This is a genomic window from Mycolicibacterium insubricum (genome assembly GCF_010731615.1).
Lineage (GTDB): Bacteria > Actinomycetota > Actinomycetes > Mycobacteriales > Mycobacteriaceae > Mycobacterium > Mycobacterium insubricum.
Genome location: NZ_AP022618.1, coordinates 1,748,394 through 1,762,619, shown reverse-complemented (window position 1 = coordinate 1,762,619; position 14,226 = coordinate 1,748,394). Strand labels below are relative to the sequence as shown.

General features: G+C 62.6%; 16 protein-coding genes. 2 read left to right on the top strand and 14 right to left on the bottom strand.

Annotation, left to right across the window (positions count from 1 at the left end):
- Window positions 1-25: 25 nt before the first annotated feature.
- The 14 genes from G6N16_RS08450 to G6N16_RS08385 form a co-directional block, all read right to left on the bottom strand.
- Complete coding sequence (locus tag G6N16_RS08450) at window positions 26-415, bottom strand: hypothetical protein (RefSeq protein ID WP_234805919.1); 390 nt, start codon at window positions 413-415, stop codon at window positions 26-28.
- A gap of 8 nt (window positions 416-423) precedes the next feature.
- Window positions 424-816, bottom strand: coding sequence for a hypothetical protein (locus G6N16_RS08445; RefSeq protein WP_083032039.1), 393 nt, complete (start codon window positions 814-816; stop codon window positions 424-426).
- Window positions 817-982: 166 nt separating this feature from the next.
- Window positions 983-1,537: a hypothetical protein gene (locus G6N16_RS08440; protein WP_083032057.1), complete on the bottom strand. Its 555-nt coding sequence runs from the start codon at window positions 1,535-1,537 to the stop codon at window positions 983-985.
- Window positions 1,538-1,608: 71 nt separating this feature from the next.
- Window positions 1,609-2,292 (bottom strand): hypothetical protein, encoded by a 684-nt coding sequence (locus G6N16_RS08435; RefSeq protein ID WP_083032038.1) that lies wholly within the window; start codon window positions 2,290-2,292, stop codon window positions 1,609-1,611.
- A gap of 39 nt (window positions 2,293-2,331) precedes the next feature.
- Complete coding sequence (locus G6N16_RS08430) at window positions 2,332-3,288, bottom strand: MlaD family protein (protein ID WP_083032036.1); 957 nt, start codon at window positions 3,286-3,288, stop codon at window positions 2,332-2,334.
- Window positions 3,285-4,283, bottom strand: a complete 999-nt coding sequence (locus G6N16_RS08425) for an MlaD family protein (protein ID WP_179961190.1) — start codon at window positions 4,281-4,283, stop codon at window positions 3,285-3,287. The genes G6N16_RS08430 and G6N16_RS08425 overlap by 4 nt, the downstream gene beginning before the upstream one ends.
- Window positions 4,280-5,452 (bottom strand): MlaD family protein, encoded by a 1,173-nt coding sequence (locus G6N16_RS08420; protein ID WP_407663685.1) that lies wholly within the window; start codon window positions 5,450-5,452, stop codon window positions 4,280-4,282. Before G6N16_RS08420 ends, G6N16_RS08425 begins: the two co-directional genes overlap by 4 nt.
- Complete coding sequence (locus tag G6N16_RS08415; RefSeq protein ID WP_083032034.1) at window positions 5,422-6,384, bottom strand: MlaD family protein; 963 nt, start codon at window positions 6,382-6,384, stop codon at window positions 5,422-5,424. Before G6N16_RS08415 ends, G6N16_RS08420 begins: the two co-directional genes overlap by 31 nt.
- Window positions 6,381-7,391 (bottom strand): MlaD family protein, encoded by a 1,011-nt coding sequence (locus tag G6N16_RS08410; protein ID WP_083032033.1) that lies wholly within the window; start codon window positions 7,389-7,391, stop codon window positions 6,381-6,383. The genes G6N16_RS08415 and G6N16_RS08410 overlap by 4 nt, the downstream gene beginning before the upstream one ends.
- Window positions 7,388-8,458 carry an MlaD family protein gene (locus tag G6N16_RS08405; RefSeq protein ID WP_083032031.1) on the bottom strand — a complete coding sequence of 357 codons (1,071 nt, stop codon included), beginning with the start codon at window positions 8,456-8,458 and terminating at the stop codon, window positions 7,388-7,390. Before G6N16_RS08405 ends, G6N16_RS08410 begins: the two co-directional genes overlap by 4 nt.
- A gap of 20 nt (window positions 8,459-8,478) precedes the next feature.
- Window positions 8,479-9,255, bottom strand: coding sequence for an ABC transporter permease (locus G6N16_RS08400; RefSeq protein WP_083032030.1), 777 nt, complete (start codon window positions 9,253-9,255; stop codon window positions 8,479-8,481).
- A 95-nt stretch (window positions 9,256-9,350) separates the two neighbouring features.
- On the bottom strand, window positions 9,351-10,232 hold the full coding sequence (locus G6N16_RS08395; protein ID WP_083032028.1) for an MlaE family ABC transporter permease: 882 nt from the start codon (window positions 10,230-10,232) through the stop codon (window positions 9,351-9,353).
- Between the two features lie 65 nt (window positions 10,233-10,297).
- Window positions 10,298-10,492, bottom strand: coding sequence for a ferredoxin (locus G6N16_RS08390; RefSeq protein ID WP_083032027.1), 195 nt, complete (start codon window positions 10,490-10,492; stop codon window positions 10,298-10,300).
- A gap of 13 nt (window positions 10,493-10,505) precedes the next feature.
- Window positions 10,506-11,717 carry a cytochrome P450 gene (locus tag G6N16_RS08385; RefSeq protein ID WP_083032025.1) on the bottom strand — a complete coding sequence of 404 codons (1,212 nt, stop codon included), beginning with the start codon at window positions 11,715-11,717 and terminating at the stop codon, window positions 10,506-10,508.
- Between the two features lie 458 nt (window positions 11,718-12,175).
- On the opposite strand from G6N16_RS08385, the gene G6N16_RS08380 reads away from it, so the two are divergent.
- Together G6N16_RS08380 and G6N16_RS08375 are read left to right on the top strand one after the other, a co-directional pair.
- A complete protein-coding gene (locus G6N16_RS08380) occupies window positions 12,176-13,150 on the top strand; it encodes a PDR/VanB family oxidoreductase (protein WP_234805917.1) in 975 nt (324 codons plus the stop codon).
- A 172-nt stretch (window positions 13,151-13,322) separates the two neighbouring features.
- Window positions 13,323-14,147 (top strand): class I SAM-dependent methyltransferase, encoded by an 825-nt coding sequence (locus G6N16_RS08375; RefSeq protein WP_083032024.1) that lies wholly within the window; start codon window positions 13,323-13,325, stop codon window positions 14,145-14,147.
- The last annotated feature ends 79 nt before the right edge of the window (window positions 14,148-14,226 follow it).

Below are 14,226 nucleotides of genomic sequence, written 5' to 3'. Positions count from 1 at the left end.
TTGATGGAATATCAATCGCCCGGCGCTAGGTGATCCGGGGAGTTGCGCCGTAGCAGGTCGCATTGCCCAGATCGAGAGTGCTCTGGCAGATCACCGTTCCCTGGTAGATGATCCGAACCGTGAGCCACCGGCCGGGCGCTGCCGCGGATCGCCAGTCAGCACGAACCTGGCTGCCTGTCGGCGGTGCATCGCGAACAGCCGAGACCGCCGCATCGGTTCGCCACGGCAACGGGGCCTGGAATGCCCATAGGCGGCCTGCGACGTCCTGGTACTCGATGTCTGCGACCTGCACATAGTCGGAGACAACCTCGTAGGTGACGTGATCGTCAGCCAAGGCTGGTGGTGCGTAGGTCAGTAGTGCGGCCGCCGGTAACGCCACCGAGACCGCACCCACCAGGACTTTCAGATCACACATACCCGCCCTCATCGACCCACCAGAATGATGACCACCAGGACGTACCCGCTCTGCTCTTCGTAGAGCCGGCTGGTTCCGATCTCGCTGTATGTGCAGTTCGGGATTGCCTTGTATCCCTGTAGCAACGCACCTTTGATGGCATCCGCTTCGCTCTTCGCCGCGCCCTGCAGCGAAATTGCCTGCGTCGTCGTGATACCGAGGTCTTTCAGGATGGCTGTGGGGTTCCGCTCGTCGGCCGGGACGTCCCCCGTGCGGTGGCTAAGGTAGTCATAGGTGGAACGATTCACGATATCTGCGGCCTGCTCCACGGTGTCGTTGTGATGCAGCGTCCCGCAGCCGGGATTCCCTCTCGCCTCGACCACCGCCTGCTCAATTCCGATGGCCGGCGCAGCCCAGGCCATCGGAATTGAGCCTCCCACCGACAGCGCGAGAAATGCGGTCCATGCGGCTACCGTTCGCCGCGCTCCGGCTAACACTCTTCCATCTCCTGACGGAGCCAGACGGCTCGCGGCTCCCATCTCGCGGCGTGATCGGCTGAACGGGTTCGCCGCAATCACCCGCGGTCGATCACACCCGGCAGACATGCGACCGGTTGATCTTGCTGCCCCAGTGCAGCATTCGTTGGTAGGAAGGGCCGGTGAACCAGTTCGGCTGGCGCGCGTTGAGCCCGTTGGTGACGTTGGACATCTGCTGCCACAACCCATAGAAACTTTCGCCCTGATACAGCGGGAAATAGAGGTCCCCGGCGTGGTTTTGGCTCTGGGTCAGGGTCTGTACGCGCGGGGCGAGAAAGCCCACTGACTGATCGATGTTCCCGACGACGATCGCCACATGCTCGGGAACGCCCGGAGCATCGAAGTTGCCGTTGTTGCGGATGACCAAGTTGTTCAATCCGGCTATCTGGCGACGCACAATGTCGTACTGCGCGTCATACCACTGACACATCTCACGCTCGGCGTTGATCTCTGCATCGGTGACCTCGTTGCGAGTCAGGTCAAACGGGAACGGGAAGATCGGTTGCCAGGTGTCGGCCACCGGGGTGACCACTGGCAGCGGCTGTGGCTGCTCGAACTGGGCGGTGGGACCGTCTCCCGGGTCAGCGGCGGCTGTGGAGTTCGCCATCAAGACGGCGCTCAACAGGGCCGGCAGCAGCCGTATCCGGCGAAAACCAACGAGGCCTGCGGACACCGTCGTCACCTGCCCAAAGCAGCATCGACTCCGCCGACATCGGTGATTTGCCAATCGTTCCGGCTGTCGATGCTGATGCTGTAGGTGGCGGTGGACTGCAACCCTTCAGGTGCCTGCACGGTCTTGGTCAGCACGCTGACAAAGGAATCCACGGTGTAGACCCCTCCTGCGCTGGAGCGCACCCTCGCTGCCAGCGGACGGGCCGTTGACCTCCACTGGAGCGGGGCAAGTACCTGCTCCATCGAATTGGCCGCCTTGGTCAGCTTCTCCTTCAGCTCCGGTGATGTGCCCTTGACGAGTTTGACCTTCCAACCCGCAAAGTCTTGATAGTCCATTTCTGCGGCATTGACCGCGTAGTCCATCGCCAGGCTTTCGGCCCGTTCGCGGTTACTCGCCTCCTGCGCTTGCGCGTTCAGTTGCCCCTTGGCATCGACGTACAGCCATCCCAGCACTCCCGCGGCAACGGCAACCAGCAGTATCACTGCGCCGACGGCCAAGCCGCGGAGCGAGATCGAGAGTTGTCGAGTCGTCCTCGCCGAATCGGCTGCCAAACGGGGGGCCTCTTTGCTCGCGGATTCGGGCTCCTCGGTAGGGCTTTCCTCCGCTACTGCCGAGTCGGCCTCGTCTTCGTCTGGATGCGGCTCGAGCGCGGTCACCGTATCCTCGGCGCTAGTGGCGATGGTTGACATGGCTTTTCCTTTTCGGATGTCGTGCGAGATGGTGTCGATCTAGCGATCAGGGATCGCGACGTGAAGTGTGATCGCCCCCTCCTCCGGAGTCCCCGACAGTGCGTTAGACAGGATCTGGGCTGTATCGAAGTTCATGAGCGCACCGCCGATTCCGCTGAACTGCGGGAGGAGGGCACCAGAAATCACCTTGAGGTCGCCGCCTCGGTCGTCTAGGAAGTGCTGAACGCGATCGAGGAATTTCTGGAACAACTGCATGTTCTCCGGGTTGTTCCAGGCAACGGTGAACATCATTCCGTGCCAGACCCGCGAAATGTTGAGCCCCGCCGTCCGTATCGGTTCGGTACTAGCCGCCAGTTGAGGTCCGACCCATCCGGCGTTCTGCAGCAGCGTCTGGAAGTTTTCCAGTACTGCAGCACCCTTACCGTCCAAGCCGGTCACCATATTTCGCGTGAGCGAACTCGCCCGCGACAGATTCGGCAGTACATCATCGGGATCCGGGAGCGCCTCGTCCGCCTCGTCCAGGATCCGCTTGAGCTGGCCAGGATCCATCTGGTCGAGGAAACGGACGACGCTGGTGGCCAGTTCGGAGATCGACGGGGGAACGACCACCGCCTCCGTTGCGATGTGTTGACCGTCGATGAAGTACGGTTCCTGAGCGGTCCGGGGTTTGAAGCCGATGAAGGCCTCACCCAGCGCCGACAGATTCTCCAGCCGGATTTCACTGTCGACCGGGATCTCTCTGCCACCGTCGATATAGAAATCGACCGTCGCATCGTTGCGCGCCGCCGATATCCTGGTGACCCGGCCGATCACGGCGCCACGAAGCAGCACGCTGGACCCGACCACCAGGCCCTTGATCTCGGGGACCTCCATCGACAGGTTTATCCGATGATCAGGAGGGGCGGTCCGTAGTCCGAATGATCCGATGTAGGTGATCGCCACCGCGATCATCAGCGCAAACGCCCCGAACGACAGGAGATACTTCGTCATCTTCATGGTATTGCCCCCAGAATCCGCAGGACATCCTCAACGTTGTTCATCATCTCGGAGCCGTCTGGCCCCTTGATCGAGGTGATGTTGATCGCGGGGTACTTGTCGGCCGGGAAGTAATAATCGGTGAATAGCCTGCGCCAGCCCGCGGCCTCATCTTCGAAGCTCCACTTGGTCTGTTGTACCGCGCCGACCGCGCCGGCCAGTGAGTTCAGCATGGGCACCAGCCAATAGCCACCGCTGTAGATGCTGCCGATCGAGGGCACAACGGTCCCGATGTATCCACCGACTTGGCTGGCCCTGTCGAACCCCAGCAGTCCGGCGGGGCTGAACCAGCGGCCGTAGACCGGCAGGTAGCGGTGCATCGTGTCGGCAGTACCCGAAACGCCCTGTAACCACAGATTGACGGTGTCAATACTGTTCGAAACATCTGCGAGGTCGGCCGCCACCCGGCCCACCATGCTGCGGAATTCTTCGCGGTCGGACGGTGTGATCCGGTTGATTCCAATGATGCTGTTCTGCACACGTTGGACCGAACCGCTGCCGACGAAGTTTGCCAGGTTGGCGATCGTGTCCTCCAACTGCGGCGGCGAGCTCGTTTGGCTCAGCGGAATTCGCCCGTCGGGCAACAATGCTGGGGCAGAACGGTCGTCCGGCGATGGGCGTTCCAGAGCAACATAGATGTCTCCGAGGACCGTGGACTGCTGCAACGTTGCGCGACTATTCGACAGTACGACCACCGTGGGGTCGATCTGAGCCCGGACATCAATGTGGTTATCTTTCAACTGAACCGAAGTGACCATGCCCACTGTGGTGCCGCCCTGGACGACCTTGGCGCGGTCGGGGAGATTGAGCACATTCTCGAACTCGACGACGATGGAATAGCCACCTCGGCCGCCGCCGGGCTGCGGAAGCGAATTCACGGTCAGCGAGGCGCACGAGGAGACCGTGAGGACCACGGTGAGGGCCGCGATGAGCGTCGCAACGCCGCGGCGGGTCATCGCCGACTCGCTTGCTGAAGCACGTACTGCAAGAGCGCAACGTCAACCGCGTACGGCTGACCGTGTACATCGGCACAGCTCCCCGGCATCGAGGCGTTCATGAATCCGCACAACGCCAGTCCGTTGGGAGCTCGCACCCGGAACATCGGCGGGCGATAGGCGATGTTGAACATGTTGAACTGCCGGTTGTTGTAGTCATTTGCGATCGAATTGATCCACCACGGGATGCCGTTGAACAAGCCGGCCAACTCATTCGAGTGCGGTGTGACCTTTCTCAGCGCCGCGCTCACCGAATCCAGGGTGATCTGCGTCTCGTCTCCCAGTCGGGTCTCCAGGACCGCCACCGACTCCAGCAACGGCGCAAGGGTCCCGTACTCCGACTCCACGCCGGTGGTCGCCGAAGGGACACCTGCGAGACGGGCCGTGCCATCCAGTGCGACGCCCAGATCGACAGTCGTCGACGGCAGATCCTGCAGAATCTCCTTCACCGGCCCGCGAGTATCAACCAGCACCTGGGTCAGCTCGGCCAGGTTCTCGACGATCGATCCGAGGTTGCTGATGGATTGGTCCGGGCTGTCGAGGAGCGAAGATGCGACAGTGAGGAGGTTCCGCGCTCCCGCCCCGTTGTTGTGGGTCAGTTCGTCCAGACCTTTGACGGTTCCGGCAATATTTCTCGAACCGCTCGAGTTGATCGCATTCAGCATCTTGTCCGCCGAGCCGATGACCTCTGACAGGGTCTTCGGCGAGTAGGAGTGATCCAGCGGAATACAGGTAGCTGAATCCAGTTGAGGACCACTGGCATAGTTGCCGACCAACTCCATCGACCGGTCCGCCAGAATCGATGGCGAGCGGACGACAGCCTTGACGTCAGCCGGGAGCGTTCGGTCGGCCGTGACGGTGAAGTCCACCCGGACGTTGGCCGAGCCCGCATCGATCGAGGTGATCGTTCCGATCGGGTAACCCATCTGGGTCACCGGGTTACCGACGTACAGACCGACGGTGTCGGGCAGCAGGGCGCAGAAGCTGGTGTTCTCGGCGGGTGGACTCGAGCAACCAGAGGAGACGCCGGCGGCGGAGCAGGCTGCGATCAGCGTCGTCGTCACGACGCGGCGACCCGGGAACTTCTTGAATCCAAACATCAGCACGGACTCCCGGGAAGCGGGATGCACAGGTCGGTGGCCAACAGTTCCGGGCGCGCATTCTGGGCATCCAAGACCCGCTCGATCTTGTCGCGGATCCGGCGAAGCCTGGGGACGATTCGGCTGTTGTTGTCTGCCCAGCGACGCACCCGGTCCTGCCACTCGCGTACTTTGAGGATGAAGTCCTCGCGGTGATTTACCCAGAACTTTCCGTACGGCGCCAGAAATGCATCGGCGATGTCTCCCATTCCCTTCATCGCACCCGCGAATCCCTTGCCGTAGATCACCAGCGTTTGTTCGAGGATGGACAGCTTGTTGACCAGCTCGGTCAGCTTGCCCCCGTAGTTTTTCAACGTCTCGATGTACTCGTCGGACAGGTCCAGGATCTGTGAGATCTGGCCACGCTGACTGTCGATCGTCGCCGTGAGCGTATTGCCGGCATCGATGAACGTCGACAATGCCTCCACGTTCGTGCCGGTCAGGCCGGCCTCCAGCTCATCCAAAGACTCGCGTATCGGCTTCGGGTTCACTCCCTCGGTGACCTTCGTAGAGTCGGCCAGCGCACGCATCAGGCTGTACGGCATCGTCGTGCGCTCCCGCGGAATGGCTTTTCGACCCAAGGGGTGGTCACCAAGCGAGATCAGATTCACGTAGTAGCCGCCGACGATGGTGAGCATGCGCACCTCGACCTGCGATTGGTCGCCGACGAAGGCGTCACCGTCGACCAACGCCCGGACCTTCACCTGATCCTGTTCCATCGATACGCCCTTGATCTTGCCTACGGTGATTCCGGCGATCCGGACGTCGTCGCCGACTCTGATCGAGGCAACATCGTCGGTGTAGAACTCCACAGCATTGCGGCCTGGCGGATTGACGTAGATCCCAGCGGCCGTCACCGCAAAAACCGCCAGCAAAACCAGCGCGCTCACTCCCCAGAACGTCGGGTTCTTGAACTTGCTCATCGATTGCACAGGATCACTCGCTGTCCGTTCAGCAATACATCCATCGTCTCGGGCAGCTGCGCCCGCCCGCGAGAGCACGGCAATGGAGTACCGGGGGGTGTTGCCGAATCGATGTTGTCCCAGATCACCGGCACACGCTTGAATGCATCGCTGTAGTCATCGAATACCGTTATGGCGCGGTCGATCCCATCGTCCATATCTGCCTTACCCGGGACGAATCCGGCACTCTCCAGCAGGCGCACCGCGGCTGAGGTGAAGGACGGACCATAGAGCTCGGACTTGCGAAACTCGTCGATCACTGACAGTGCGGCGTCGAGCGGTCGGTTCAACCAGTCCAGGATCTGAACGAGGTCGCGGGAATGGCCGCCGAGGGTGTTCGCGATCCCGGTGAGGTTTTGCATAAGGGTTGCCACCACCCGTTGGCGATCGGAAACGAACTCGGTGAAGGTTCGGATGCTGTCCAGCATCGGGCCGAGTCCACTGCCGTCACCCTGCAGGAAGGAGGCCACGTTTGCGGTGAAAATATCGATGTCATCCGGGCTGAGAGTGGCGAGCACCGGCTGCAAACCGTTGAACAGCCGAGTGATATCGAAAGACGGCCGCGTCATCGTCAACGGGATGTCGGTCACCAGAGAGTCGCCGGGTTCTGGTTCCTCCACAGCGTTGGCCACGTCGACATAACGCAGACCGGTGAGCGCCTGATACTTGATGGCAAGACGCGTGTTCGGCACGATCGCGTAGCGCTTGTCCAGGGTCAGATTCACCTCTGCAACGCTCTGCCCCCCGGAATGTACCAGGTGCACCGACCCAACCTTTCCGACCCGCAGCCCACGGATTCGGACGTCGGCGTCGGCATGGAGTCCGGAAATGTCGGTGAATTTCGCTTTATATGAGCGTGTCTCGGCGTCGACGGGTTGTCGCAGAACATTGACGGTCAAGACGAACACCAGTGAGGTGAGTGCCGCGACCAACAAGAAGCGCCACAGCGCGGAACGGGGTGAGATCACGGTCCCCCCATCGCATTGACTGGGGCCTGGACACCGGGAACCTTGTCGAGAACGAGGTGAACCTGCAATGCACGCTGTTCCGGCGTCCCACCGTAGAGGTTTTGCAGCCGGGTTCGCAGTTCCACCAGCATGTCGGAGACACCGACGGGCGTCACCAACCCGGGAATCACGTCCGTGATCGTCTGAACCAGATTGACGGCAGGAAGTAGGTCACCGCTGTGGGAGGAGAGCACCCTGCCCAGCGCACCGAAGAAGGACCCCGACATCACGTCCAGAGTCGCCCGTGCGCGGCTCTGCCAGATCTCGTCGGTGATCTCCATCCCGGGTTCGGCCACGTAGGCCTGTCCGGGCAGTGCATCCTTGCCCGACACGTTCCAGGTGACGAATTCGGTGTTGTAGGCGTCGCCGGCAACCGTTGCACCGTCGACGAAAGATGGGAAAGCGACGCTGATTCCGGTTGCGTTCTGCAGGAGTTGTTCGGTGCTGACGGTCTGAACCCGCGCCAGCGTCTTGGCCCCGATCAGCATCGTCTCGAACAACGGGTTGAGTCCGTCGGTGTACCTGGTTGCCCGGTTGATGACGTTGACCAGCTGGGGCGTGATGACCCCGTCGGTGATCTCCCCCAGCTGCGACAGCATGGTGGGCAGGGTGAAGTTTCCGACCGGCGTGACGTTGATTTGCGCCCCGTCGGTCAGAGGTGACCCGCCGCTTCCGGGTATCAGGTTGATACCGGTGACCCCGAAGTAGTTCGCGGGACGGAAGTCAACGCTGAGCGTATCGGTGACGTCGGCGATCGGCGCGATTTGGACGCTGGCGCCCAGTTCGACGTTGCCCCCGGGCATTACCGATACGCCGGTGATCTCTCCGACCTCGACGCCGTGCATGATCAGCGGCGTGCCGGCGGCCACACCCTGGCCCACGTAGGGCACGTCGAGCACGATACGAATCCGGTCGGCCGGATCCTTGGCGAATGGGTTGGTGGCGATCAGAACGACCGCCACTACCATCGCCAGCGCGACAAGCACCCCGATGAGGGTCAGTCTTCGGTCTTCGTCGTGGGCCGTCATTCGGAATAGCAATGCCGCCCCTAACCGGTGAAGATGAACTCGGGTCGCAGCCCCCAGAGCGCGATCGTCGTGGCCAGGTCCAGCACCATGATGGTCACGAGGCTGGCCCGGATTGCTCGCCCCGAGGCCTCACCGACGCCGACCGGTCCACCAGAGGCGAAAAATCCGTAATAGCAATGGATTATGGTGACCGCGGTGCAGTAGATCATCGCCTTGAGCAGCGCCGCGCCGATATCGGGAATTGTCAGAAACTGGACGAAGTAGTGGTGGTAGGTGCCAGCCGGCTGCCCGTAGAGCTTGGTGATGATAGTGACCGCGGTGTAGAAGCTGACAACGAGCGTGATCAGGAATCCCGGGACGACACAGAGCAGCCCGCCGATCACCCGGGTACCGACGACGAAGGGTATTGACCGCAGGCCCATCGCCTCAGTGGCGTCAATCTCCTCGGCGATTCGCATGGAGCCGATCTCGGCGGTCATTCGGCAGCCCGCCTGCGAGGCGAAGGCGACGCCCGCCACCAACGGCGCCATTTCACGAACGTTGCCCCACCCACCGATGATGCCGGTCAACGCGCCGAGGCCGATGAGATCGAGGGTGGCGAAGGCTTCGATCGCGACGATTCCGCCGACCGTGACGCCCAGGATTATCAGCACGCTGATGACACCGCCGTCGACGATGATCGATCCCCTACCCCAGGCCAGATTGTTCATCACACGGAGCGTCTCGTCTCGGTACTTCCGCACCGTGATGGGCAGCAACCACAGGGTCTGCCAGACGAACGTTGCCCACTGTCCCATCTCTCGAAACGGTGCACGCAGCCGACGGGAGGACAGGAGACGGGTGCTGAATACTGATGCCGGCACAGCGGATTGATGTTTTCCCACGGCTACCACTAGGCCACCGCCATCGGGAAGAACATGGCCTGCAACTGTGTGATCCCCAGGTTGACGGCCACGATCAGGATGACGTTGAGCACCACCGAGGCGTTCACGGCGTCCGCCACACCGCGCGGTCCACCCTTGGCCTCCATGCCGCGCTGGGTCGAGATGACGGCGACAATCGCGGCAAAGATGACGCCCTTGAGCATGGTGAACCAGAGGTCGACCATCTTGGCGAACGAGCCGAATGACAGCCAGAAGCTGCCCGGGGTGACGTCGTTGACCACTGTCGCGATGACGAAGGCGGCGCCCACCCCCATGGCGATCACGATGACGACCAGAATTGGGGTAATCAGGAGGAGGGCCAGGAACCGCGGTACGACGAGCCGGCGAACCGGGTCGATGCCCAGTACCCGGAGTGCGTCGAGTTCCTCGCGTATTGCTCGTGCTCCGAAGTCCGACGCGATGGCAGCGGCGGCAGCCCCGCCCATCAGCAGGCCGGCCGTGACGGGCGCCCCCTGCCGAAGCACGGCAACCCCTGTGGCAGAACCAACCAAGGAGTTTGCACCCACTTCATTGACCAGACCGGACAACTGCACGGCAACCATGGCGCCGAACGGAATCGCCATCAAGATGGCCGGCAACGCCGTCACGCGCAATAGGGTCCACGCCTGGACGATGGTCTCGCCCCACGGCAGACGCAGGGTCAGGGTGTCGGTGATCGCGTATCGGAAGACGGAGCCTGCCAACAAGACGCCACGCCCTGCCGTTGCTGCACTTTGCCTCGGAATCGAGACCAATCGTGCGGCGGTCCTGGACCCGGCACCTCCGATCGCGTTGACAGCCAACCGCGATCGAGCACCGTACGAGCCGGATGCCACCGACGCGGTCGTCATCGGCCACCGCCGATGCGCGTCTGGAGGTGCAGGATCATTTCCAATGCCTTTGCGTTGTAGGCGAATCAGGGATGGATGCGGATGGATTGGGTCGGACAGCGTTTGGCGGCCAACGTGACCGCCTCCTCTGCAGTCCGCTCGGGGCTCTCGGTGACCAGGCGCACCTGCTCATCTTCGTCTCCGAGCTCAAAGGTGCTGGGGGCCAGACCAACACAGACCCCGTGTCCCTCACAGCGGCTGTAGTCAATCTCGACCTTCATCAGGTGGATTTCCTCAGCTCTCAGGCGTGAAGGTGGCCGGCAGCGCGTCAATAGCCGCGGTTTCCGTGCCGTGGAACGCGTACTCCGCCGCGTCCGGAGCGTCAAGCTTGATGTCCGGCAGCCTCCGAAGCAGTTCTTCTAGAGCAATGCGCAGTTCCATGCGTGCCGTCGGCGCACCGGGGCAGGCGTGAATGCCCCATCCGAAGGTGAGGTGGCGATTCTTGCGGCCGAACTTGCGGTCGACGTCGAATTCGGCCGGATTTTCATACACTTTCGGATCCCGGTTGGCCGCAGCCCAGCAGGTCTGGATGTAGCTGTCCTTGGGGATCTGGGTACCCCCGAGTTCCAAATCGTGAGTGGCCCGCTTGTACAGGCCGAAGAACGGCGGATGCAGCCGCAGAGTTTCTTCGACTGCGGCGGCAATCAGTTCGGGATTCCCCTGGAGCCGCTCGACCAGTTCCGGCCTGCTCAGCACCTCGTGCAGAAGGCTCGCCATGGCTGCGACGCTGGTGCCGTGCCCGGCGATCAGGAAGGAGTTCATGATCTGGCCGATCTCCAGTGGCCCCAGCGGCTGGCCGTTCAGTTCTGCGTGGGCCAGGTCAGTCAGAAAGTCATCCTTTGGGTTCTCCGCCCGTGCCAGGACCTCCCCCGCGCCGAACATGGCGAAGTCCATGAATGCCTTGGGGCCCTCCTCCGGATCCTCGAAGGCCGCCACCAGCCGCAGTGTCATATCGCGGACGGTGGCACGCTTCTCCTGGTCGAACCCGATGACACGACAGAGCGCGAGTAGCGGCACCTCCTCGCAAAACTCGGTCACCAGGTCGCAGGAACCATTGGCGGCGAAGCTGTCAATGAGATGGTTGATGTCCTCGCGGACACCTGCCTCGACCTTCGCCGGCGTTTCGGCGTTGAATGCCTTGGCGATCAACTCGCGCCACGGGGTGTGCTCGGGTGGATCGAATTCGATCGGCGGGAACGCCGGCCGTTCGACGACTGGCAGGACGACGGTCGGCGAATGCGAGAAGCTCTCCCAGTCGCTGTGGACTGCCTTGACGTCCGCGTAGTCCAGAGCAAGGAAGAATCCGCCCATTTCGTCGCTGTGGGGCACCGGGCAGCCTGCGGCGCGGGCTTCCTCGAAGAGATCCAACGCCCGTGCCGGGGTGGAGGTGTAGCTGCTATAGCCCGCCAGCTCGGATTTGAGGTCCTTATCGACCAGTTCGGACATGCCTGTTCCCTTTCCCTGTGGAGCCACCAACTCCATCGCCTGTCGGTGGTGCGGGCAGCGCTGGTTAGCGGGCTGCCGTCAGCGCAACCGCTCTGAAGTGGCTGTTCAGGGCGTGATTTTTCGTTCTTCGTAGCCCTTAGCAACCTGTTTCACATCGCGGTGGATCACATACTAAGCATGTTATTGACAATGAATCAATGACTTTGAGTCGAAACTTTTGGGTTGGTCGCCCTTGGTGCGGCGGCCTGCGCCATGGCGCTCCGGACGCGCTTCGCGCCATACCGCCTCGCCGCCCCGCCAAACCGCGCCTCGCGCCCGACAGAAGTCGAACATCTCCTTGACACGAAGTCAATGACTCCTAGATAGTGGGCAGGGCGACTCGCGTGTGGCCGTCGCAGATAGAAAAGCCGCGCCGAGTCTGCGGAATCGGTGCCGGGGATCGAATTGCAGGGATCAACGTGACACAACCCCTCCATCGCGAGCGCGCCAGCGCCAGCGAAGCGGTCGCCTTGACCGTCCGCGCGATCAGCCATGCTGCCGAGCACTGCATTGAGCTGGTACTGGAGAGCCCTGGGGGCAGCGCACTTCCGGAGTGGGCTCCGGGTGCGCATATCGACGTGATCCTGGGCGACGAGCTCGTCCGGCAATATTCATTGTGCGGCGATCCCGCAGACAAGACTCATTGGCGCATCGGGGTTCTGCGGGAACCCAACAGCCGCGGAGGATCCCGCTTCCTGCACGACTCCGTTTCTCCGGGGTCTTCGCTGTCCGTTCGTGGACCTCGCAATCACTTCCCCCTCGTCCCCAGCGACGACTATCTGTTCATCGCGGGCGGCATCGGGATCACTCCGATCCTGACCATGGTCCGCGCCGCCGAGGCTGCCGGGGCACAATGGCGGTTGCTCTACGGAGGACGCCGCCGCGAGTCGATGGCCTTCCTTGAAGAGTTGTCTGCCTACGGCGAGAAGGTCCAGATCTGCCCCCAGGACGAGTACGGACTACTCGACTTGGACTCCTATCTCAGCGACGCCACCGCCGACACCGCGGTCTACTGCTGCGGACCCGAACCGCTGATCGCAGCGACCGAAGCGATCAGCGAATCCAAGGGACTCTCGCTGCACGTGGAACGCTTCTCCCCCAAGGAAAACATCGATGTTCCAGAGAACCAGGAGTTCGATGTCGTCTGCGCGGAATCCGGCATCACCGTCACCGTTCCGCCCGATTCCACAATCCTTGCCGAGGTGCGCAAGGTTGGCATTGAAGTGCTCAGCTCCTGCTCCGAGGGGACATGCGGCACATGCGAAGTCGACGTTCTCGAGGGTGTACCAGACCAGCGGGACTCCTTTTTGTCTCCCGCAGAACGCGCGGCCGGCGAAACCATGATGATCTGTGTATCGCGCTGCGTCGGTAAGCGAATCGTTCTCGATATTTGATCGACGACGGTGGCCATCCCGGCACGTCTCGTTGCGCAACCTCAAGTACACAGTCGTCCCACTGGGGTGGCCAGTACAGATTCAGTACTGCCGCAGGTACAGATTCGAAACTTTCCGCCATCCTGTGTAGCGCCGAAAATCGAGGTGGGGAGCCATCGATGAGGAGCGCGAGATGAACACGACGACGACGCGAATCGATACCGGCCTCGAGGCAAAGCACCGTGCCATGTGGGGCTTGGGCGACTACCCCGCCATCGCTACCGAGCTGGTGGCACCGCTGGGACGTGCGCTGGTGACTGCGGCGTGCATCGGTCCCGGGCAATGCGTTCTCGACGTCGCCGCCGGCACCGGCAATGCCGCGTTGGCCGCTGCGGCCGCAGGCGCCGACGTGGTGGCCACCGATCTGGTGCCGGAAATGCTTCGGCAGGGCGAACGGAACGCGGCCGAGCGCGGCCTGCAGGTGACCTGGCGCGAGGCCAACGCCGAGGCGCTGTTTTTCGCCGACGGCGAGTTCGACGCCGTGCTGTCCTGTATCGGGGTGATGTTCGCGCCGCACCACCAGCAGGCGGCGGCCGAACTGGTTCGGGTGTGCCGACCCGGGGGGACGATTGCGGTCCTCAGCTGGACGCCCGACGGGTTCGTCGGCCAGATGCTGGCCGCCATGCGGCCCTACGTTCCGGCACCTCCGCCCGGTGTTTCCCCACCGACTCTCTGGGGCGACGAGGACTACGTCCGCGAGCTCTTCGGAGACGCGGTGGAGGACCTGGCGGTCACCACAGGCAACCTCCCCGTGGACCGGTTCGCCAATGGGGCCCAGTTCCGGGACTACTTCAAGGCCAACTACGCGCCGACCATCGCGGCCTACCGGGGCCTCGCCGACGACCCGGGCCGGACCGCCGAGCTGGACGAGGCGCTGGCCGATCTATGCACTTCAAGACTCGACAGCGATCGGCAGATGATGTGGGAGTACTTGGTGGTCGTGGCGCGGCGGCGGTGACGTTTTCGCTGCGCGGGCGTCGCGGCCAGGCGTCGGCGGCCACCACCCCGCCTGGACTCCCAAACCACCAGGTCAAAGC